19 protein-coding genes are annotated in these 22,364 nt (G+C 61.7%); 4 read left to right on the top strand and 15 right to left on the bottom strand.

Annotated features, from left to right (window positions below; translation table 11 throughout):
* Nucleotides 1-8 precede the first annotated feature (8 nt).
* Nucleotides 9-731 carry a GntR family transcriptional regulator gene (locus AAE029_RS02225; protein WP_371071154.1) on the bottom strand — a complete coding sequence of 241 codons (723 nt, stop codon included), beginning with the start codon at nucleotides 729-731 and terminating at the stop codon, nucleotides 9-11.
* Between the two features lie 249 nt (nucleotides 732-980).
* Here AAE029_RS02225 and AAE029_RS02220 point away from each other — a divergent pair, with 249 nt between their 5' ends.
* The 4 genes from AAE029_RS02220 to AAE029_RS02205 all read left to right on the top strand — a co-directional run bounded on the left by AAE029_RS02220 (nucleotide 981) and on the right by AAE029_RS02205 (nucleotide 5,050).
* Complete coding sequence (locus AAE029_RS02220) at nucleotides 981-2,156, top strand: extracellular solute-binding protein (protein ID WP_371071153.1); 1,176 nt, start codon at nucleotides 981-983, stop codon at nucleotides 2,154-2,156.
* A 66-nt stretch (nucleotides 2,157-2,222) separates the two neighbouring features.
* Nucleotides 2,223-3,329, top strand: coding sequence for an ABC transporter ATP-binding protein (locus tag AAE029_RS02215; RefSeq protein ID WP_371071152.1), 1,107 nt, complete (start codon nucleotides 2,223-2,225; stop codon nucleotides 3,327-3,329).
* Nucleotides 3,326-4,204, top strand: coding sequence for an ABC transporter permease (locus AAE029_RS02210; RefSeq protein ID WP_371071151.1), 879 nt, complete (start codon nucleotides 3,326-3,328; stop codon nucleotides 4,202-4,204). The genes AAE029_RS02215 and AAE029_RS02210 overlap by 4 nt, the downstream gene beginning before the upstream one ends.
* A gap of 3 nt (nucleotides 4,205-4,207) precedes the next feature.
* The gene (locus AAE029_RS02205) at nucleotides 4,208-5,050 is read left to right on the top strand and encodes an ABC transporter permease (RefSeq protein WP_371071150.1); all 843 of its coding nucleotides are present in this window, start codon (nucleotides 4,208-4,210) and stop codon (nucleotides 5,048-5,050) included.
* A 2-nt stretch (nucleotides 5,051-5,052) separates the two neighbouring features.
* Here AAE029_RS02205 and AAE029_RS02200 read toward each other — a convergent pair whose 3' ends face one another.
* From AAE029_RS02200 to AAE029_RS02135, 14 genes are all read right to left on the bottom strand, one after another.
* Nucleotides 5,053-6,237: a low temperature requirement protein A gene (locus AAE029_RS02200; protein WP_371071149.1), complete on the bottom strand. Its 1,185-nt coding sequence runs from the start codon at nucleotides 6,235-6,237 to the stop codon at nucleotides 5,053-5,055.
* Nucleotides 6,238-6,510: 273 nt separating this feature from the next.
* Nucleotides 6,511-7,368: a carboxylating nicotinate-nucleotide diphosphorylase gene (gene nadC / locus AAE029_RS02195; RefSeq protein ID WP_371071148.1), complete on the bottom strand. Its 858-nt coding sequence runs from the start codon at nucleotides 7,366-7,368 to the stop codon at nucleotides 6,511-6,513.
* Between the two features lies 1 nt (nucleotide 7,369).
* Complete coding sequence (locus AAE029_RS02190) at nucleotides 7,370-8,911, bottom strand: L-aspartate oxidase (RefSeq protein ID WP_371071147.1); 1,542 nt, start codon at nucleotides 8,909-8,911, stop codon at nucleotides 7,370-7,372.
* Nucleotides 8,908-9,879, bottom strand: coding sequence for a quinolinate synthase NadA (gene nadA / locus AAE029_RS02185; protein ID WP_371071146.1), 972 nt, complete (start codon nucleotides 9,877-9,879; stop codon nucleotides 8,908-8,910). The genes AAE029_RS02190 and nadA overlap by 4 nt, the downstream gene beginning before the upstream one ends.
* Before the next feature lie 69 nt (nucleotides 9,880-9,948).
* A complete protein-coding gene (locus AAE029_RS02180) occupies nucleotides 9,949-10,851 on the bottom strand; it encodes a hypothetical protein (protein WP_371071145.1) in 903 nt (300 codons plus the stop codon).
* A gap of 98 nt (nucleotides 10,852-10,949) precedes the next feature.
* Nucleotides 10,950-11,468, bottom strand: a complete 519-nt coding sequence (locus AAE029_RS02175) for an RES family NAD+ phosphorylase (RefSeq protein ID WP_371071144.1) — start codon at nucleotides 11,466-11,468, stop codon at nucleotides 10,950-10,952.
* Nucleotides 11,461-11,832 (bottom strand): antitoxin Xre/MbcA/ParS toxin-binding domain-containing protein, encoded by a 372-nt coding sequence (locus AAE029_RS02170; RefSeq protein WP_371071143.1) that lies wholly within the window; start codon nucleotides 11,830-11,832, stop codon nucleotides 11,461-11,463. The genes AAE029_RS02175 and AAE029_RS02170 overlap by 8 nt, the downstream gene beginning before the upstream one ends.
* 75 nt (nucleotides 11,833-11,907) lie before the next feature.
* Entirely contained in the window at nucleotides 11,908-12,696 is a 789-nt protein-coding gene (locus AAE029_RS02165) for a crotonase/enoyl-CoA hydratase family protein (RefSeq protein WP_371071142.1), read from the bottom strand.
* Nucleotides 12,693-13,571 (bottom strand): hydroxymethylglutaryl-CoA lyase, encoded by an 879-nt coding sequence (locus AAE029_RS02160; RefSeq protein ID WP_371071141.1) that lies wholly within the window; start codon nucleotides 13,569-13,571, stop codon nucleotides 12,693-12,695. The genes AAE029_RS02165 and AAE029_RS02160 overlap by 4 nt, the downstream gene beginning before the upstream one ends.
* Before the next feature lies 1 nt (nucleotide 13,572).
* Nucleotides 13,573-15,558 (bottom strand): acetyl-CoA carboxylase biotin carboxylase subunit, encoded by a 1,986-nt coding sequence (locus tag AAE029_RS02155; RefSeq protein WP_371071140.1) that lies wholly within the window; start codon nucleotides 15,556-15,558, stop codon nucleotides 13,573-13,575.
* A gap of 9 nt (nucleotides 15,559-15,567) precedes the next feature.
* Entirely contained in the window at nucleotides 15,568-15,951 is a 384-nt protein-coding gene (locus AAE029_RS02150; protein WP_371071139.1) for a RidA family protein, read from the bottom strand.
* 10 nt (nucleotides 15,952-15,961) lie between these two features.
* On the bottom strand, nucleotides 15,962-17,569 hold the full coding sequence (locus AAE029_RS02145; protein WP_371071138.1) for a carboxyl transferase domain-containing protein: 1,608 nt from the start codon (nucleotides 17,567-17,569) through the stop codon (nucleotides 15,962-15,964).
* A 57-nt stretch (nucleotides 17,570-17,626) separates the two neighbouring features.
* Nucleotides 17,627-18,790 (bottom strand): isovaleryl-CoA dehydrogenase, encoded by a 1,164-nt coding sequence (locus tag AAE029_RS02140; protein WP_371071137.1) that lies wholly within the window; start codon nucleotides 18,788-18,790, stop codon nucleotides 17,627-17,629.
* Between the two features lie 33 nt (nucleotides 18,791-18,823).
* Complete coding sequence (locus tag AAE029_RS02135; protein ID WP_371071526.1) at nucleotides 18,824-22,312, bottom strand: indolepyruvate ferredoxin oxidoreductase family protein; 3,489 nt, start codon at nucleotides 22,310-22,312, stop codon at nucleotides 18,824-18,826.
* Nucleotides 22,313-22,364 lie beyond the last annotated feature (52 nt).

Raw genomic sequence — 22,364 nt, 5'->3', positions numbered from 1 at the left:
TTCGCGGGTCAGCAGAAATAATCGGGATAGCGTAACCGCAGTTCCGCAACATCGGGGATGACGGCGCTCAGGTGATGGATCATCGCCTCCCGCGCCGCGACGGCGTCATGGACGGCAATGGCGTCGCGGATGATGGTGTGTTCGTTGACGACGGTCTCCATGCGTCCAAGCGCCGGCAGCGTCAGCCGCCGTGCCCGGTCGATCTGGATCTTCACCATCTTCAGGATCGCCCAGATACCGGGATAGCCGGCGATCTGCGTGATCGCTTCGTGAAAGGCTTCGTCTTCCTCGTGAAAGTTCGACGTATTGTCGACGGCCGCATGCGCCTTCTGGCGGGCGATGATGGCATCCAGACGAGTGATGTCAGCGGCTGTCGCGATCGCGGCGGCTGACTCGACGGTAGTTCCCTCCAGCGCCTTTCGCACCAGCACGGCCTCGGGGATGGCGGAGACCGGCACGCGCGAAACGACCGTGCCGGATTGTGGGTAGATATCGACGAGCCCACCCTCCGAAAGTCTCAACAGCGCCTCGCGCACGGGTGTCCGGCTAACACCGAATTCTTCTGCGATCCGCTTTTCCTGGAGGGCCATTCCCGGCGGCATGCGCAACGAGACGATGTCCGCATGCAGGCGCTCATAAATTGCCGCCGCAGTCGTCACGCGACGGGGCCTCCTGCCCCCTTCCGGCGAAGGCGGAAAAGCCAAGACTTCTGGATTGGAGGACTGCCGCATGACAATCTCGGGGCGTTGACTCTGTTGTGCATACTAGTATATCAATTAAATTCTGTTGCCAAGGCGTGCCTCAGAGGAGAACGACGGCACCGCATAGCATTCGGAGGAACGGCGTTTCGCAAATTGAGCATTTTGATTCCGTCGACGAACGCCGGCGGCTCAAGCGCTTGTACGTGCATTGCGAGGCAATGCGCGGCGAAACGCATGCAAACTAAAACGATGGCAAACTAAACGATGGAGGAGGACATCATGAAGATAACGCGCAGAACATTCGTTGGCGGGGCGGCCGGTGTCGCGGCCGCAGGGCTGCTGCCTGTTCGCACATGGGCACAGGCAAAGGCGCCGGCAAGCCCGGTAACGATCACCGTCGTGGACGTCGCCGGCAACCTGGCATTGACCCAGGCGATGTTCGAAAATTATGCCAAGGCGAAGCCCGAATGGGTTTCGAACTTCGCCTTCACCAAGGCGCCTGCGCCGGAATTGCCTTCCAAGATCAAGGCGCAGCAGGCGGCCGGCAAGGTGGATATCGATCTGGTGCTGACCGGCACCGACGCCCTTTCGGCAGGCCTCGACCAGGGTCTGTGGGTCGATCTCTCCGGCCATAAGAGCAAGCTTCCAAATCTCGAGAGCGTTCTCCTGCCGCAGGCCCTCAAGATGCAGGCGCTTGCCAAGGATCAGGGGATCGTCATCACCTATTATCCCTCAGGTCCGCTGATCGAATATATGCCGGACAAGGTGCCGAATCCGCCAAAGTCCGCCCAGGAACTGCTCGATTGGACCAAAGCCAACAAGAACCGGTTCATCTATGCGCGCCCGGCCAATTCCGGTCCCGGCCGCACCTTCCTGATGGGGCTTCCCTATCTCCTTGGCGACAGCGATCCGCGCGATCCGGTCAAGGGCTGGGCAAAGACCTGGGACTATCTGGCCGCCCTCGGAGAGAATATCGAATATTACCCGACGGGTACGGCGGCTGTCATGAAGGAGCTCGGTGAAGGCACCCGTGACATCGTCGTTTCCACGACGGGCTGGGACATCAATCCGCGCGCACTCGGCATCGTTCCGGAAGAAGCGAAGGTCGGCAAGCTTGATGGCTTCCATTGGGTGACCGACGCCCATTACGCCGTCATTCCGAAGGGCGTCTCGGATGAGAAAGTCGGTGTGCTCATCGACATCCTCAATTTCATCTACCAGCCGCAGCAACAGGCGATCGCCTATGATGCCGGATATTTCTACCCGGGCCCGGCGGTCAAGGATGTGACCCTCGAGATGGCCCCGCAGGAAAGCCAGGACACGATCAAGGAGTTCGGACGGCCGGAATATGCCGACTGGATCGCCAACAATCCGCTCGAAGTGCCGCTCGAGCCGAAGCAGCTCGTCGAGGCGTTCCGCATCTGGGACGAGAAGATCGGCGCGAAGAAAGGCTGATGAAACAAGCCGGCGCCGCTCATCCAGCGCGGCGCCGGCTCGCAAGCGGCGGATATTTGCCGAAAGATGGAGAATGGCTTGACTTTGCAGGTTCAAAACGCGGCACTTGCGTCGCGGAAAAATGCGCGCCTTGAGCTCGATGGGCTGCGCCGCTCCTTCGGCGCATACAATGCGCTTGACGGGATCGACCTTGCGATCGAACCCGGCGAATTCATCGCGCTTCTCGGTCCCTCCGGCTGCGGCAAGTCGACGGCGCTCAATTGTATTGCCGGCCTGCTTGCCCTGACCGGCGGTGAAATTCGCCTCGGCGGAACCCGTATCGACCAGCTCGAGCCGGAAAAACGCGGCTTTGGCATGGTGTTTCAGAGCTACGCGCTTTTTCCGCATATGAGCGTGCGCAAGAATGTCGGCTTTGGTCTCACCATGCAAGGCATCAAGGGAAGCGAGGCCGATAAACGCGTCGCCGATGCGCTGGCACTGGTGCGGCTTGAAAGCCAGGCCGACAAGCTGCCGGGGCAGCTTTCCGGCGGCCAGCAACAGCGCGTCGCCATCGCGCGCGCCGTCGTCATCCGACCCCCGATCGTCCTGATGGACGAACCGCTCTCCAATCTCGATGCAAAGCTGCGTCTCGAAATGCGTGCCGAAATCCGCGGCATTCATGACCAGATTGGCTCGACCACCATCTATGTCACGCACGATCAGGATGAGGCGCTGTCGCTCGCCGATCGCATCGTCGTCATGAGCCAGGGACATATCCAGCAGATCGGCTCGCCCCAGGATCTCTACCAGCGCCCGGTGAATATCGAGGTCGCGGATTTCATGGGCTTTCGCACCCGCATTCCCGGCCGCGTCGTCTCCGTTTCCGGCAATGAGGCGGTGATCGAAGCCGCCGGTGCGCGGCTGAGCGGCGCGATGCGCATGGCCCTGCAGGTGGGCGATCGCGCCGTCCTCTCCGTTCGGCCGGAGGATCTTGTCGCCACGACTGATGGCGAAGGCATTCCCGCCACGGTCGCAAGCACCGAATATCGTGGGCGCGCCTTTTTCGGCATGGCGCGGGCCACTGACGGTTCGGAACTTTATTTTCGCGCTGACGACGCGCTGCCGCGCGGCTCCAAAGCATCGCTTCAGCCTGTTGCCGGGCGAGCGCTGGTCTTCAAGGAGACGACGGCATGAAAGGGGCTTCACTCCGCAACCGGCTGGCCGCGCGGGGGCTCGACGGAACGACGCTGCTGGTGCTGCCCGGCCTTATCTTCATGATCGCGTTTTTCGTCTATCCGTTCCTCTATGGCGTGGTGGATTCGCTAATGCCGAGGGAAGGCGCGTGGTACGCCAACTACGTCAATTTCTTCAGTGATCAGTTCCAGTACAGCACTATTGCGGCCACCCTCTGGCTGGCGCTGCCGGTAACGATCGTCAACCTGGCCTTCGCAGTACCGATTGCGTTCCGCGTGCGCTTGATGCGGCGTCAGCGACTGCTGACGACCATTCTCGTGCTGCCGATCACGCTCGGGACCGTTTTCGTCGCCGATGGGTTGCTGACTTTTCTCGGGCCGCGCGGCTGGTTCAACGAGACGCTCATCCTCTTCGGCATTCTCGATTCGCCGGTGAAGCTCACCAACAATTACTGGGGTGTCTTCGCCTCCCTGCTGATAACCGGCTTCCCCTTCGCTTTCCTCCTGACGCTCTCCTACATCACCGGCGTCGATCCCGCGATCGAACAGGCGGCGGCAACCCTTGGCGCCAATCCGCGCCAGCGTTTCCTGCGCGTCTTCCTGCCGCTGCTCGTTCCGGGACTTGCGGTCACGTTTTGCCTGGCCTTCGTGCAGGCCTTTGCCGTGTTCCCATCGGCCGTGCTGCTCGGCGCACCGGCCGGTCCGACACGCGTCATCTCGATCGCTGCCTATCAAGCCGCCTTCGAGCAATATGACCATTCGCTGGGTTCGGCGATCGCGATCATCATGGGCGGTGTCGAACTAGCCGTCGTCGTTGCCGTTCTCGGCGCGCGCTCGCTCTTCTATCGCGGCCCGGCCGCCGGCACGAAAGGCTAAGCCATGATACGCGACCAGGGCCTTACCTCGAAAATCTGGCGCATCGCGATCTGGGCGCTGGCGGGACTCTTCGTGCTCAATCTGATCGCCGTCATTGCCGCGGTCATCGTCAACTCGTTTGCGACGCGATGGCTGGGCACGTGGCTGCCGCGAGGCTGGACCACCCGATGGTATTTCAGCGCGTGGAGCGAATTCCAGCTTTCAAACGTCGTGCTCGTCACCTTCGAGGTCGTCTTCACCGTCGTCATCATCTCCGGCATCCTCGGCGTCGTGACGGCCTATGCGCTTGCGCGGCGCGACTTTGTCGGCAAGCGCGCAATCGTCCTGCTCTTCCTGTTGCCGCTGCTCATCCCGCCGCTCACCTACGGCATTCCGCTCGCAACTGTTCTCTACCGGCTTGGGCTCGGGGGCACTTTCTGGGGTGTGGTCCTGATCAACCTCGTGCCGTCGGTGCCCTTCGTCATCCTGGTGATGATCCCGTTCATCGAGCAGATCGATCCGCGCATCGAGGCGGCCGCCCGCGTCTTCGGCGCCGGCACGACGAGCCTCTTCATCCGGATCCTGCTGCCGCTGCTCTTGCCGGGAATGCTGGCAGCACTTCTGCTCGTGCTGGTACGCACCATCGCCATGTTCGAACTGACGTTCCTGATCGCCGGGCCGACGACGCAGACGCTCGTCGTGTCGCTCTACTATGCCGTTTTCGCCTCCGGTGTGCGCGCCGGCCAGTCGATTGACGCGATGGCGGTGATCTACATGGTTACCACGCTCTTCTGGCTGGTGATCGCACTGCAATTCGTCAATCCGACCCAGATCGTCGCCCGCGCCAAGCAACAGTCGGCACATTGAGGTTAGGCCGTCGATGTCGACGCGCGCTCCAACGCGATATATTCCCACGCGGCGGTCATTAGCAGGCCGCCGGTCGCAATGAGCGTGATGACATAGTTCGGTACTACGGGTACGAGCAACGCGCTTGCCGCAATCAATGCGATCCCGCCGAAATGTGACAAAGGCAGAGCTCGGCTCGCGGCGAGCTTGACCCATAGATTGCCGAGTAAAAAAAGCACGGGGCCGCCGAGAATAGCGATCGCGTGCTTGAAGGAACTTGCTTCATTCGCATGCCCCAGGCTGAATTCTTCGCCGACCGCCGTCAATATGATGCCGGCGACGATCGGCAGATGCGCATAGGTAAAAAGATTGAGTGCGACGCTTTCCGGCGCGCTTGTCGCCTCGGCCTGGTAGGCAGCCTTCTTATGTCCATGGTGAAAATAGATCCACCACATCGCGATCGTGCTTGCAAAAGCGCTGCAGAAAACCAGAAAGGTCAGATCCAGCGTCATGTGCTCGGAGGCGTTCCTCCCTGTCGCGAGGATCGTCTCACCGAGGCAGATGATCACGAACAATCCCGCACGTTCGGCCATGTGCTCAGCGGAAACATTCAATGTTTCACGCGGCGACCGACCAAGGCCGGGTATGAAATATCCAACCGCAGGCGAGACGTATTCGATCAAAAGCGCGACCGCCCAGAGCCCGGCTCTCACCGGCACGTCCGCAAGTCCACCGGCGATCCAGAACAGGCAAGACAAGGTCAGCCAGAGCGTGATGCGACAAAAGGTGAGATAGGATGCGCGATCGACGCCCCTGAAGGCATAGAGTGTGAAAAGCGAACGGCCGATTTGCATTCCGCTATAGGTGACTGCAAAGGCCATGCCGTGTTCCCCGAACGCATCGGGCAACGCGAGTGCGATCAGGACACCGAGAAACATGAGCGCGAACAGCATCATGCGAACGGGCTCTCTTTCAGTATCGAGCAAGTTTGTAGTCCAGGCGGTGTAGATCCAGACCCACCAGATCGCGAGAATAAGAAGCACCGATTCAGCCGCCATCGTCGAGCTGAAGTCCTCGGCCAGCGTATGCGAGAGCTGTATCAGCGCGAAAACGAACACCAGGTCGAAGAAAAGCTCCGGAAACGTCGCGGACTTCTTTTTGACTTCCTTGTTCCTGATCCAACTGGAAGGTGGCCGCGTGAATTCCATGGCGTCGTTACTCGTCGTATCGCAACATGGCGCACCAAGAACGGTCCCTTGAAGCTACCATGGCGGGACGCGCGAATACGGCATGCCGACTTACCGAAGGACCACTTTCGCCGCAGGCCCTTCGCTGTTGGTGGTTTCCTCCGAGAATTCGCATCCGCGTCATTCGCGCTCCTCACGGCTGTGAGCGCATAAGGCGCTGGGGCCGCAAATGTTCCCGACCACCACATAGCGACTTGCAATGCGGCCCCGGCCTACGTGCCGATCCGGGCAATCTCAGCTGGCGTTTGAGAAATCCAGCCCGATGTCGAGGGTCGGTGCGCTGTGGGTGCACCAGCCGACGGAAATGAGATCGACGCCGGCAGCGGCGATAGCAACAGCGGTCGAAGGCGTCACACGGCCGGATGCTTCCGTGATCGCACGGCCCCCGACGATGTCGACGGCGCGACGCAACTGATCCGGCGACATATTGTCGAGCAGCACCGCGTCCACGCCGATTTCCATCACCTCGCGCAGCTGGTCGAGCGTGTCCACTTCGATCTCGATCTTGACCATATGACCGACACCCGCGCGAGCGCGCCTGATCGCCTCGCCGACGCCTCCAGCGATGGCTACATGGTTGTCCTTGATCAGGACCGCATCATAGAGCGCGAAGCGATGGTTCATGCCGCCGCCGGCCCGCACGGCATATTTTTCGAGTGCACGCAGTCCCGGCGTCGTCTTGCGCGTACAGGCAACGGCTGCCTTCGTGCCTTTGATCGCCTCGACGATTCCGGCCGTTACCGTCGCAATGCCGGAGAGATGACCGAGAAAATTGAGCGCCGTGCGTTCACCGGTCAATAGGCCTCGAGACGGCCCCCGAATAGTGACGATGACGTCCCCGGCTTTTACTACAGCACCGTCGTCGATGTGACGATCCATGGTAATTGCCGGATCGATCAGCTCGAAAGCAAGTTCGGCGGCGTCGAGCCCTGCAATCACGCCCGGCTCCCGGGCCGCCATCACCACGGTGGAGCGGTGGTCCTTCGGAATGACCGCAGCAGAGGTGATGTCGCCGGCAAGTCCGAGATCCTCAAGCAGTGCCGCACGCACCAGCGGTTCGACGATCAATCGCGGAGGAGCGGAAAGGATCATATCAGGCACTCCGTGCAAAAAGAGGAGGACGTATAGAGCGGGCCATGTGCAGCGCCTGCGAGAGCGTCAGCATCCGGCGTTGTGCGAACGGTTGCTTCAACGGGAAGTCGGTCCGGGCATGGGCGCCGCGCGATTCCGTCCTGAGGCTCGCCGCCACCGCGATCATCAACGCAACAATCGCCGGATCGGCCGCCGGCCCGTCGCCTTCGGCGAGCGGCAGCAGGGCGGCGATCGACTGCTCGAGGTCCCTGCCCTCGCGCAGCACACCAAGATGGCGCGACACGATGGGCCGGACCAAGTCGACTGCCGCCGACTGCGGAAGCGGTTCGATATTGACCGGAGCTGGAGAGCCTGCCGGGCTGACGGCGATGTCGTGCGCGGCCCGCAATCCCATGACCGTCGCCTCCAGCAGGGAGTTGCTCGCAAGCCGATTTGCGCCGTGCAGACCGGTGGAGGCCACCTCTCCAGCGGCCCATAAACCCGCGACCGAGCTGCGGCCGTTCCTGTCTGTCGCGATACCACCCATATGATAGTGGACGGCCGGCCGCACCGGAATGAGATCGCTCGCCGGATCGATGCCCGCTTCCGTGCAGAGCGAGGCGATTGCTGGAAAACGCGAGGCGAAACGGGAGCCGAGCGCATGGCGGGCATCCAGAAACACCTTCCCGCCACGGGCGCGTTCGGTGCTGATAGCGCGCGCGACGACATCGCGCGGCGCAAGTTCCGCCCCGGGAACATCGGCCATGAAGCGTTCGCCCTTCTCATTCAAGAGCCGGGCACCTTCACCCCGCACCGCCTCGCTCACTAGGGCAAGAGGCCGACGCGGCGAATCCAGTGCGGTCGGGTGGAACTGCACGAATTCCATATCGGCAAGAACGGCCCTGGCGCGCGCGGCAAGGACGATGCCCTGGCCGAAATTACCGACGGGATTGGTGGTGGCGTCATAGAGCCCGCCGATTCCGCCCGTAGCAAGCAGCACCCTCGTGGTGGGCAGGACGACGGATCCGGCCGCGGTGGCGCCGAGCAGGCCGGCTATCGCCTGGCCCTCGGTCAACAGCCGTCGGATTTCGACGCCTTCCAACACCTTGATCGAGGGCGTCTTTCGGACCATGTCCACCAAGGCACGGACGATCGCGGCGCCCGAGCCGTCTCCGTCGACATGGACGATACGGCGGCGGCAATGGGCCGCTTCGAGGCCGAGTAGCAGTTTGCCGTCAGCGTTTCGGTCAAAGCGGACGCCGGCGCCTTCCAATGCGGCAATTGCCGCCGGTGCTTCGCTGAGGATCGCTGCCGCGGCGGCAATGTCGCAAAGACCATCACCGGCCGCCAGGGTGTCGGCGAGGTGAAGATCGGCATTGTCGTCCGCCCCAAGAGAGGCGGCAATGCCGCCCTGCGCCCAAGCGCTCGACGTTTCTGCGCCAAGCCTTGCCCGCGTGAGGATGACGACGGGTTCGGGGGCGAGCGCGAGCGCAGCAATCAAACCGGCAAGGCCGCTGCCGACGATCGAAACCCGTCCGGCGAGGCCGTCGAGGATCTCGGTCATATCGCAAGCATCCGTTCGACGGCCCGGCGGGCAGCGGCGGCGATCGTCGGATCAACCGTGACCTCGTGGCGGTTTTCTTCCAGCGCCGTCCGGATATTGGAAAGCGTAATCCGCTTCATGTGCGGGCAGAGATTACAGGGGCGAATGAATTCGACGTCCGGATGGTGCACGGCGACGTTGTCGCTCATGGAGCACTCGGTCAAAAGCACGACACGTGCGGGATGCTTCTTTCCGACATAGTCGGACATGACGGCGGTGGAGCCTGCGAAATCGGCTTCCGCCACCACTTCCGGCGGGCATTCCGGATGGGCGAGCACGGTGACACCGGGGTGATTTTCCCTGAGCTGGCGCACGTCGTCGGCGGTGAAGAGCTCGTGCACTTCGCAATGGCCGTGCCAGGCGATGACTTCGACATTCGTTTCACGCGCCACGTTTTGGGCGAGATATTCGTCGGGGATCATCAGGACACGTGGCACGCCGAGCGATTCCACCACCTTCTTGGCGTTGCCTGAGGTGCAGCAGATATCGGAGGCCGCCTTCACGGCTGCCGAGGTGTTGACATAGGTGATAACAGGTACGCCCGGATGGGCCTGCCGCAGCAGCGCGACATCCTCGGGCGTGATCGATTCCGCAAGCGAACAGCCTGCTCCCATATCCGGGATCAGCACTGTCTTGCCGGGATTGAGCAGCTTGGCCGTTTCGGCCATGAAATGAACGCCGGCGAGCACGATGACCTCCGCATCGACCTCCGCCGCCTTGCGCGCCAATGCCAGGCTGTCGCCGACAATATCAGCGACGCCATGGAAAATCTCCGGCGTCTGGTAGTTATGCGCAAGGATGACGGCATTGCGGCGGCGCTTGAGATCGAGGATCGCCTCGACATCGTCCTCGAACATCATCCATTCGGCTTTGGGAATGACGCGACTGACGCGCTGATAGAGTTCAGATGTGGATACCGGACGGTTCATCTTGATCTCCTATTATGCTCATCTTGAGCATATCGCAAAGACATAGATATACTCAGGGTGAGCATATTGTCAATTACGAGAGAGCGGTAATTTTGTCCCGGCGAGCGCGCGCTCTTCGAGGATAGCGTGACGGAAACGGAAAAGCTTGGCGGGACGGCCGCCCGTCTCGCTTTCTGTACCCCCCGTCTCTTCGACGAGATCCTGCTGTTCGATAAGGCGGCGAAAATTCTGCTTGTGCAGCCTCAGGCCAGCCAGAGCCTCGACGGCGCGCTGCAACTGCAGCAGCGTGAAATCGTCTGGCATGAGTTCGAAGACGACAGGGCGATATTTGATTTTGGCGCGCAGCCTTGCAATGCCCGTTGCAAGAATACGGCGGTGATCGGCAAACATCGGCCTGCCGGAAATGCATGAGCCCGAGCGACCCGCTTCCGCAACGAGCCCCGCCTCGTAGAGAAGTTCGTAGCGCTGCAGCGCCAGATCCTCATTCCACGGGACGCCGTCAAGTGCGAAGGTATAAGCCGCGCGGCGCAGGCGATGCTCGCGCTGGGCCGGATCGGTGGCCGCCCAGTTTCTGAGCTGCGCTGCAATCTCGTCCAGCACATCCGGTGGCCCCTGGCGGTGGTCCTCCCATGGGAAATATTCATACCAGCCGTGCCAGCGCGGGCTGTCGGCGCCCGGTGCGGCCTGTTCGCGCACCAGCCCGAGATAGCTGATCGAGATCGTCCGGCCGCCGAGGATTTCCGTGTTTCGGTCACGATCGGCGAAGGTGTAAAGCTGCTCGAGATAGCCGATCGGATGCGCGGTCTGCTCCTGAACCCACTCCCTGAGACCCGATTGCAGGGTTCGATGCCCCATTTCGAACGGGCCAGACGGCAGTGCTTCGCCCGAGCGGATGGTCATGACACGCGGCTCGTCGCCTGTGACGGCGACAAGCACCGCAATAAGTTCCGCATGTGCAAAGCCAATTGTCACGGACGCTGCGATCCCCGCTCTTCCTGTGGTTCAGATAAGCGATTCCTGCCACATGTCGATGTCAAAACCAATGGAAACAGTAAGATAGCGAAGTTTCTCTACAACCAGGAGGCTGCGGTCTTCGGCAGTCGTCCTTCCGGGTCGATGACATCGAGCTGCGGCGCTCCCGGGCCGTTCCAGCGCCAGAGCGCAACGCAGGTGCCGCCGGGCGACATGAAGGACGGATAGATGACACCGTCGAATGTGAGAGCGATCAGCCGCTCCCGCAGGCAATGCGTCGCCGGCACCTCACCGCTGTCGAGCTCCATTCGCCATTCGCAGCGGTGGATGTCGGAGGAAATGCCAAAGGTTTCCAGTGTCGTCGGATCGGTCAGATCCGCAAGCGACGCATTGCGGAGCTCGAGTTGGGCAATCAAGGCCGGATGCTGTACGAATCCCTGATTGTATTCCGCCCACGCGGTCGAAAGTTCACGTGCCGCATAAATCGTCGGCGCGCCGACCGGATTCCAGCGACCTCCGAAACGCGCAGCACCTTCACCGGAAAGCGGCGCATACGCCCATCGCGGCACGAAGGCCCGCCAGAGCCGCTGCACTGGATCGGCGGGCACATCAGGCATAGACGCCGGACCGCACAGCCTCCAGATAGGCAAGCACTCTGTCTGCCTTGCCTTCGCCTACAAGGTCATAGGCCGTCTTGCCGGCCCATCCTGGGATAGGCTGATGCTTGAACCAGATGACGGCACGGCTTTCGTCGCCAGCCATCTCGCTCGCCATGGCCAATATGCGCACGACGGGGCTCAGCGCATTATCGACCTTTCGAACGCTTGATTTTGCCGTCAGCGTATTGCGGGCAACACCGATCAATCGGGCAAGTTCCGAAAGCGTAAGACCAAGCTGTTCTGCGACCCGTCGCGCCGAGAGAAATGGCGACTGGCTGTCGCCGAACCGGGCCGCCGCAATATCGAGGCTTGCAGCTGACATTGCAGGCTCCTTACATATTTTAACTTACTATAGTTCAAAATATGCGCAAGAGGTGCTCAATTCAAGCGCAGAACTTCAATTCTTCTTTCGCCAGGCCGGTTCCCGGCGTTCAAAGAAGGCTGTTATGCCTTCCCTTGCCTCTTCGGTGTCCCAGGTGTCGGCCAGTTGCTCGACGGCGGTCTCGATGACGGCATCGGTGATCGGCGTGCCGAGTGAACGCACGAGCGCCTTGGCGCGTGCAGCAGCCCCGGGTGCCGCGGAGAGAAAATGGCGGATTTCCATTCCGATCGCCTCGCCCATTTCCTCCGTCGGTACCACACGCGCTACCAGCCCGGCGGCATGAGCCTGCCAGGCATCCAGGGTCTTGCCGGATATGAAGAGCGGGCGCGCCCTGCTCTCACCGATCCGGGCGATGACGTAGGGGCTGATCGTCGCCGGAATGAGGCCAAGCCGTACTTCCGTCAATCCGAAACGGGCCGTGGCTGCGGCGATCGCAACATCGCAGACGCTCAAGAGACCGATGCCGCCGCCGAAGGCATTGCCATGGACAAAGGCGACGAGAGGCTTCGGCAACTCGTTGAGCGCCCTGAACATCAGGGCAAGCCGACGGGCCTCCGCAATTCGCCCTGCCCGATCCGCGCTGAATTGCGCCCGCATCCAGTCGAGATCGCCGCCGGCGCAAAAGCTTGGTCCTTCGCCGGCCAGAACGACTGCGCGCACGGTTCTGTCGGCGCCGAGATCGTGGGCGGCGGTCGTCAAGGCGTCGATCATCTCGGCCGACAGGGCATTATGCTTTTCGGCGCGGGCAAGCGTCAGGCGCGCCACGCCCCTCTTGTCGATAGCGATGCGGATTGTTTCCGTCATGACGCGCTCCTCAATGTCCTTGCGAAAGCCGCTGCCCGTTCGAGCCTTTCGGCCGAAAGTCCCGTCTCGAAACCCTTCGCCTTGAGATGGCGATCGACCGAGAGTGTATCGACATTGCCCTTTGCGCCGGGCGCATAGGGGCAGCCGCCGAGGCCCGCGACGGAGGCATCGAAAACGCGCAGTCCGTATTCGAGAGCGACATCGATATTCTCGAGGGCCCGGCCGGACGTATCGTGGAAATGACCAGCCAGCATGGAAGCCGGAATATACTCCAGCACGGTCGCCAGCATTCTTTCCACAGCCTCCGGATCGCCGCGGCCGATCGTGTCGCCGAGGCTGATCTCGTAGCATCCCAGTTTCTTCAGGCGCAGCGCGACGCTCGCGACATTTTCGGGTGGAATAGCTCCCTCATAGGGGCATTCCACAACGCAGCTGACATATCCCCGCAGGGGAATGTCGCAGTCGCGCGCTGTCTCCGCCACAGGGCGAAAGCGTTCGATGCTTTCAGCGATCGAGCAATTGATGTTCTGCCGCGAGAAACTCTCGGAGGCCGAGGCAAAGATCGCCATTTCATCGGCCGCAGCCGCCCGTGCCGCCTCGAACCCCTTCATGTTCGGCGTCAGAACCGAATAGCGAATCTCCGGCCTTCGCCTTATCCGGGCCATGACCTCGGCGGCGTCGGCCAATTGCGGCACCCATTTGGGGCTGACGAAGCTCGTGACCTCTATTCTTTCGAAGCCGCAATCGGACAACATGTCGACGAGCGTCACCTTAGCATCGGTCTCGACGACCTGTTTCTCGTTCTGAAGGCCGTCGCGCGGTGCCATTTCGACGATTGAGACGTACTGCGGCGATTGCGATGAAGGATCGGCCATGTCATCCCTCCTCAGCTTTCAGGGACAGGAGCAATGCACCTTCGCTCGTCTGGTCCCCGGCAGCCACGTGCAGGCTTTCCACGACGCCGTCGCGCGTCGCCGGAAGTGTGAGTTCCATCTTCATTGCTTCCATGACGATCAGTGGCTGCCCTTTCTTGACAGTATCCCCATCGCGCACGCGAACGATTTTGACGAGACCGGGCATCGGGGCGACCAGCCGGTCGCCGCCCGCAATATTCTCCGCGCTTGCAGCCAAGGGGCTCGGCAAATGGAATTCATAGGTCTCGCCATCCAGGAACAGCGTGATCGCATGCGGCGTTTCAAACACGTGCACGCGTATAGAGCGGCCATCGATTTCCGCATGGCAGCCATCCTCGAACCGACCGGCAATCCGCACGGGCACCATGCTACGACCAGACTGGATCACGAACATGTCCCGTCCTTTGCCCAATACCCTCAGATTGATGCGTTGACCGGCATAGTCGAGAACAACGGGACGGTTCATCTCGCCCCATTGCTGCCAGTGACCGAGGGATTGCCACGGATCGTCTCCGTCCTCCGGCTTCAGGATACCAAGAGAAAGTACGGCCGCCAGCGCGATCACGGGCTCGCCCGGCAAATTGACTGATGCCAGCGACTTTATCTGCCTGTCGATCAGGCCGGTATCGGGATGGCCCGCCGCGAAGTCTCCCTGCCGGCTGAGACGGAGGAGGAATTCGAGATTGCTCGTCGTCCCACCAATCCGGCAGCGCTGCAACGCCTGGGTCAGCCGGCCAAGGGCGGAGCGACGGCTCGGTGCGTGAACAATCAGCTTGGCAATCAGAGGGTCATAATAGGGCGAAATGCGGTCGCCCTTGCGCACACCTGCGTCGATGCGTGCATCATCTTTCGGAAAGTGCAGATGCGAGAGTGTGCCGGTCGAAGGCAGGAAGTCTTTCGACGGATCCTCGGCGTAGATCCGCGCCTCGAAAGCCCATCCGTTGATCGCAAGTTCGGACTGGTTTTGCGGTAGCGGCTCGCTTGCGGCGATCCGCAACTGCCATTCCACCAGATCGATGCCGGTGATCGCCTCGGTCACTGGATGTTCGACCTGGAGGCGGGTGTTCATCTCCATGAAGAAGAAGCGATCCGGCCGCAGCCCGCTGGAGACGTCGGCGATGAATTCCACCGTGCCCGCACCGCGATAGTTGACGGCGCGTGCCGCCCGAACCGCCGCCTCCCCCATGGCGCGCCGCATTTCGGCGGTCATGCCGGGTGCCGGCGCCTCCTCGATGACCTTCTGATGGCGGCGCTGCAATGAGCAATCGCGCTCGAAGAGATGCACGACATTGCCGTGGCGGTCGCCGAACACCTGGATTTCGATATGCCGAGGCTGCAACAAATATTTCTCGATCAGGACGGCATCATCGCCGAATGCGGCCTGCGCCTCCCGCCTCGCCGCATCGACCGCCGCCTCGAAATCCTCCGGTCGATCGACGCGACGCATGCCTTTGCCGCCGCCGCCGGCGCGCGCCTTGATCAAGACGGGAAAACCAATCACCTCGGCGCATTGGGCAAGAAAAGCCGTATCCTGATCCTCGCCGTGATATCCGGGCACGACCGGAACACCCGCGCGCTCCATCAGCGCCTTCGCCGCGTCCTTTAGACCCATGGCACGGATGGCATCGGGTGACGGCCCGACGAAGACAAGGCCCGCGGCCTCCACCGCCTCGGCGAATTCGGCATTTTCCGAGAGAAAGCCGTAGCCCGGATGAATCGCCTCCGCTCCGGTCATCTGCGCTGCTTTCATGATGCGCTCGATCGAGAGGTAGCTCTCGGTCGCAGGCGCAGCACCGATCCGATAAGCTTCGTCGGCCAGATCGACGTGCAGAGCGTCAGCGTCGGCATCGGAATAGACGGCGATCGTGCGAATGCCCATGCGCTTCGCCGTGCGGATGATCCGGCAAGCGATTTCACCACGATTGGCGATCAGCAGCTTTGAAAACATGAATGGACCCTATTGCGCGGCGACCACTTCGACTTCGAGCAGCCAGGCGGAATCGAACATGCCGGCGATCACCACCGTCATGGCAGGGGTGAGCGGGCCCAAATAGTCGTTGCGGATTTCGCGGTTCTGCATGACGTGATGCCGGTCGGCGAGATAGGTCGTCACCTTGACGATATCGGTCTTGCTCATTCCCGCCGCCTTGAGCTGCGCGTCGATGTTGAGCCAGACCTGGCGCGCCTGCGCCTCGAAACCATCGGGGAGCGTGTCATCCGACGTCATCGGGATCTGCCCGCTGACGAGGAGCAGCCTCTCGAAATTCTCGAGCTTGACGGCTTGCGCGTAGCCGCCGCGTGGTTGCGGTGCATTCTTCGCATTGATGATTTCGCGCTTCATCTTCTCCTCCTCACATCCTGAACAGACCGAAGCGGGTGTCCTCGATCGGCGCATTGAGCACGGCTGAAAGCGATAGTCCCAGGACATCGCGGCTTTTGCGCGGATCGACGATGCCGTCGTCCCAGAGCCTTGACGACGCATAGAGCGGATGGCTCTGGGTTTCGAAGAGATCGAGCACCGGCTGCTTGAATTTAGCCTCGTCCTCTTCGCTCCACGGTGTTCCGGCTCGCGCTAGAGCTTCGCCCCGAACGGTCGCAAGCACGCCGGCCGCCTGTTCTCCACCCATCACCGAGATGCGGCTGTTCGGCCAGGTCCAGAGAAAGCGCGGGGAAAAGGCGCGGCCCGCCATGCCGTAATTGCCGGCGCCGAAAGAACCGCCAACCAGCATGGTGATTTTCGGCACCCTCGTCGTCGCGACCGCCGTCACCAGCTTTGCACCATGCTTGGCAATACCCTCGGTCTCGTATTTCCGTCCCACCATGAAGCCGGTGATGTTCTGCAGGAAGACGAGGGGAATTTTACGCTGTGAGCAGAGCTCGATGAAATGCGCACCCTTGAGGGCCGATTCGGAAAACAGCACGCCGTTATTGGCGATAATGCCCGCCGGAATGCCATGGATATGGGCGAAACCGCAAACGAGTGTGGAGCCGTAGCGGGCCTTGAATTCGTCGAAGCGCGAGCCATCGACGATGCGGGCGATCACCTCCCGGATATCGTAGGGTGTCCGCAGATCCAACGGCACGATGCCCGCGATCTCCTCGGCATCGTAAAGCGGCGGCTCCGGTTTTCGCCGCTCGACACCTGCCGGTTTCGGGCGGTTGAGTGCGGCGACCGCCTGACGGGCAAGCGCCAGGGCATGGTCATCGTCGCGCGCCAGATGATCGGCGACGCCCGAAAGGCGGGTATGTACGTCGCCTCCGCCCAGATCCTCGGCCGAGACGACCTCCCCGGTCGCAGCCTTGACCAGCGGCGGACCGGCCAGGAAAATCGTGCCCTGCCCTTCGACGATGATGGTCTCGTCGGACATCGCCGGAACGTAGGCGCCGCCGGCCGTGCAGGACCCCATCACCACGGCGATCTGCGCAATGCCGGCTGCCGACATATTGGCCTGATTATAGAAGATGCGGCCGAAATGATCGCGATCCGGAAAAACCTCGTCCTGGTTCGGCAGGTTGGCGCCGCCGGAATCGACGAGATAGATGCATGGGAGATTGTTCTCCCGCGCGATCTCCTGCGCTCTCAGATGCTTCTTGACCGTCATCGGATAGTAGGTTCCGCCTTTGACCGTGGCGTCATTGCAGACGATCATGCACTCCCGTCCCGACACCCGACCGATCCCGGCAATCAGACCGGCGCCGGGCGCGTCGCCGTTATACATCCCGTGTGCTGCCGTCGCCGCAATCTCCAGGAAGGGCGTTGCCGGATCGATAAGGCTGGCCACCCGGTCGCGCGGCAGCATCTTGCCGCGGCCGACATGGCGCTCCCGCGCCGACGGGCCCCCACCATTGGCAGCCTGCATCGCAGCTTCCTCCGCGACACGGATCGCCGCCGCCATCGCGTCACGATTGGCCCTGAAACTCTCCGAATTGGTGGAAATCTGTGATGTCAGAACGGTCATCTGTCCCCTGCTTTATGCGCGACGCCGAATTTCCTGCCGTTTAGATTGATCTGCGCATCATCCCGTCTCGGCAAAGAGCTCCCTGCCGATCAGCATCCGCCTGATTTCCGAGGTGCCGGCACCGATCTCGTAGAGCTTCGCATCGCGCAGGAGGCGGCCGGCGGGATAGTCGTTGGTGTAGCCGTTGCCGCCGAGCGCCTGGATCGCTTCGAGCGCCATCGCCGTCGCCTTCTCCGACGCATAGAGAATGCAGCCGGCGGCATCCTTGCGGGTGGTTTCGCCGCGATCACAGGCGGCTGCCACGGCATAGACATAGGCGCGCGCCGTATTCAGCGTCACATACATGTCGGCAAGCTTGCCCTGCATGAACTGGAATTCGCCGATCGGCTGGCCGAACTGCTTTCTTTCGTGGAGATAGGGTACCACCACGTCCATGCAGGCCGCCATGATGCCGAGCGGGCCGGCGGAAAGCACGATACGCTCGTAGTCGAGACCCGACATCAGAACCCGCACGCCGGCGCCGGTGCTGCCGAGCACATTTTCCTCCGGCACCTCGCAATTCTCAAAGATCAACTCGCTGGTGTTGGAGCCCCGCATGCCGAGCTTGTCGAGCTTCTGGCCGGCGGAGAAGCCCTGAAATCCTTTCTCGATGAGAAAGGCGGTGATGCCGCGCGGTCCAGCCTCAGGCTCCGTCTTGGCGTAAACGACGAGCACGTCCGCATCCGGCCCGTTGGTGATCCACATCTTGCTGCCGTTCAGAACGTAGCGGTCATCGCGTTTTTCGGCGCGAAGCGTCATGGAAACCACGTCCGACCCGGATCCGGGTTCCGACATGGCGAGCGCTCCCACATGCTCGCCGGAAATGAGCTTGGGCAGATATTTCGCCTTCTGCGCATCCGTGCCGTTGCGGTTGATCTGATTGACGCAGAGATTGGAGTGGGCGCCGTAGCTCAACCCGACCGATGCGGAGGCACGGCTTATCTCCTCCATGGCGACACAATGGGCGAGATAGCCCATCCCCGCTCCGCCATAGGCCTCGTCCGCGGTGATACCGAGGAGTCCAAGGTGCCCCATTTTTTGCCAGAGCGGCATCGGAAAGCTGTTGCTGCGATCCGTCTCGTCCGCCACCGGGGCAATGCAATCGGCCGAAAACCTGCGGACGCTCTCCTGCAGGGCTTCGATTTCCGGGCCGAGCGCAAAGTTCAGTCCGCCTTCATACATGATGCTCCTCCCCTCTTCGCCTCCTGTCGGGTATCAGGCTGCGTCGGACACCCTGGGCGTCTCCTCCGGCTTCTCATAGGTTTTCAGGCGGTCGGCGATCTGCGCCATGGTCTTCCGTGCGGCGTCCTCCTTGATCGGCCCGAAGCCACGAATCTGGTCGAACATCGTCAAGATCGCAAGTGCATCCATCTCGTTGCGTCTGTTCAATCCGGAAAGCACCCGTGCGGCCGCAGCTTCGTATTCGACAATCAGCCGGCGCTCCAGCTTGCGCTCCGCCAGATAGCCGAAGGGATCGAAGGCCGTTCCGCGCAGACCCTTGAGCTGCGCAAGCACGCGCAGGAGCGGAAGTATCCAGGCCCCGAATTCACGTTTCTTCGGTCGCCCGTTCGGGTCCTTGCCGGAAAGTATCGGCGGGGCGAGATTGAAGGCCAGCTTGAAATCTCCCTCCATCTCCTCGTGCAACTGCGCTTCGAAGGCGGGATCGGAAAGAAGCCGCGCCACTTCGTACTCATCCTTGTAGGCCAGCATTCTGGCGTAGGTGACCGCGACGGCAAAAGGTATCTTGTCGGAAAGCTGTGCCTTTGACGCTGCGGCCTTTGCCCGTTCGACGAGGGCGCTAAAACGCTGCGCCAGGGATGCGTCCTGATAGGCCGTCAGATGCGCTTTGCGGTGTGCGATCAGTTCGGCAAGTCCCATGTCGGCGAGCATCTTCTTCTGATCCGGTTCAGCCATCAACTCATGAATTGAAGCGGGATCATGGGCCAACCGGCGACCCCAATGAAAGGCGGCCTTGCTGGCGGCAACGGCGACACCATTGAGTTCGATCGCCTTTTCGATGGCCTCCAGCGACAGCGGCAGGAGACCCCGCTGCCAGGCAAAGCCTGTCAGGAGAATGTTCGTCGACATCGCATCGCCGGTCACGGCTTCGGCAACCTTCGCGAAATCAAGGAAGGTGGATCTCTCGTTGATGGTTTTGGCGATCGTGTGCTGCAGCGAACCGATCTTGAAATCGAAATCGCGATTGCGGACGAAATCGGCGACCGGCATCAGCGCAGTGTTGACAACGGCAACGGTTCGGTTCGCGGCACAGAGCGTGATCGCATCCTTCGATGCGCCGACCACCTCGTCGGCGGCAAGAAGCAGGTCGGCGCCGCCGTTGACGATGCGCGGCGACGTCACATCCTCCTGATGCAAGCCGATGCGCAGATGGCTCATCACCGCTCCGCCCTTCTGGGCAAGACCCGCCATGTCAAGGATCATCGGCACCTTCCCGTCGAGATGGGCCGCCATGCCGAGGATTGCGCCGATAGTGAGGATGCCTGTTCCGCCGACGCCGGCAATGGCGATGTTCCAGGGTCGGCCGGCGATGACCGGAATCTCCGGCATGGATATGTCCGTTTCGGAGTGCTCCAGCGCCTTCCTCTTCCTGCGGCTGCCGCCATGCACGGTCACGAAGGACGGACAGAATCCTTTGACGCAGGAGAAGTCCTTGTTGCAGCTCGACTGGTTGATCCGCCGCTTGCGTCCGAATTCGGTCTCCAGCGGCTCCACCGAAATGCAGTTGGATTGGACCGAGCAATCGCCGCATCCCTCACAGACCTCGGGATTGATAAACACCCGCTTGGGCGGGTCCTCCAGCAGTCCGCGGCTCCGGCGCCGGCGTTTTTCCGCGGCACAGGTCTGTACATAGACGATCGCCGAGCAGCCCTTCGTTTCACGCAGCGTCAGCATGACCTGATCGAGATGATCGCGATGCAGGACCTTGACCCCCTCCGCCAGATCGGATCCTCGATAGGCGTCGGGAGTGTCGGAAAGGAGGTAGATCGGGGTGACGCCTTCGTTCTGAAGCTGCCGTGTCAGAAGCTCCGGCGTGAGATAGCCGTCGATCGGCTGGCCGCCAGTCATGGCGACAGCGTCATTGTAGAGCAGCTTGTAGGTCACGTTCACCTTGGCGGCGACCGATTGCCTGATGGCGAGGATGCCGGAATGGAAATAGGTGCCGTCGCCCAAATTCACGAAGATATGCTTCTCGTCGGTATAGCGGGCGATGGCGGTCCAGGGCACACCCTCGCCGCCCATCTGCGTGAAGGTCTCGGTATTGCGATCCATCCATGTGACCATGTAATGGCAGCCGATGCCGGCGGTCGCGCGGCTGCCCTCCGGCACGCGGGTCGAGGTGTTGTGGGGACAGCCGGAGCAGTAGAATGGCGTGCGCGTAAGCGGCGCCACGTGATTGCGGCTGATCGCCCCGCGTTCCTCGAGATAAGCAAGCTTGCCGGCGATGCGGTCGTGCAGGGCGGCATCCATGTCGAACTGCAGGATGCGGCCGGCGATCGCCCTTGCGACGCCGCCTACTGTCAAGGCCGCCGACAGGCTGAGATAGGGTTTGTCATGCTCATCGAACTTGCCGACGATGCGCGGGCGGACATCGGCCCGCCAGTTGAAGAGCTGCTGCTTGATCTGGTTTTCGATGATCTCGCGCCGTTCCTCGACGACGAGCACCTCCTCGAGGCCTTCGGAAAAATGCCGCACGGCTTCCGGCTCCAGCGGCCAGGGCATCCGTACTTTCAGAATGCGCATTCCGATTGCAGCCATTTCGCGTTCGCCGATCTCCAGCTCGCGCAGCGCCTGCAGCACGTCCTCGTAGGCCTTGCCGGAGGCAATGATGCCGAAGCGTGCGTTGGGAACATCATGGGTGACCTGATCGACCCTGTTGGCGCGGGCAAAGGCGATCGCGGCATAGGCCTTGTAGGTCTGCAGCCGGTCGTCCTGGACGAGCGGCGGATCCGGCCAGCGCAGGTTCAATCCGCCCGGAGGCAATTCGAAATCCGTCGGCAGGACGAACTGGCGCCTTTCACCGGCAAGGTCGACGGCCGCCGTCGTCTCGATCGTGTCGGCGATGAATTTCATGCCGACCCAGCAGCCCGAATAGCGTGACATGGCAATCCCGAGCAGGCCGTATTCCAGAAATTCATGGATCGAAGAAGGATAAAGGACCGGGATCACCGCAGACATGAAGTCGTGGTCAGTCTGGTGCGGAATCGTGGAGGACTTTGCGGAATGATCGTCCCCGGCAAAACAGAGGACACCACCATATTTCGACGTACCCGCAGCATTGGCGTGTTTAAGCACGTCACCGGAACGATCGACGCCCGGCCCTTTCCCGTACCACATGCCCACCACACCGTCCTTGCGCGCACCAGGCGAAAGTCCGACCTGCTGCGTGCCCCAGACGGCGGTCGCAGCCAGATCCTCGTTGAGGCCGGGCTGGAAGGTGACATCATGCGCATCAAGGAAGGTTTTTGCCTTCAGCAGTTGCTGGTCATAGCCGCCAAGCGGCGAACCGCGGTAGCCGGAAATGAAGGCGGCGGTATTGAGACCCGCAGCCCGATCCCGCCTCATCTGCGTCATCGGTAGCCGCACCAGGGTCTGAAGGCCGGTCATGAAGACGCGGCCGTCCTCAGCGGTATATTTGTCGTCAAGCGATACACTTGTCGCAAGCATCTGCTCTCCTCCCGAGATCGCAGCTATCAGTTACGAATGGCGTTTCCACACATTCGCAGTCCTCCTTGAC

The sequence above is a fragment of the Sinorhizobium sp. CB7 genome, from assembly GCF_041357635.1.
Classification (GTDB): Bacteria; Pseudomonadota; Alphaproteobacteria; order Rhizobiales; family Rhizobiaceae; genus Rhizobium.
This window is presented reverse-complemented; position numbering and strand designations above follow the sequence as displayed.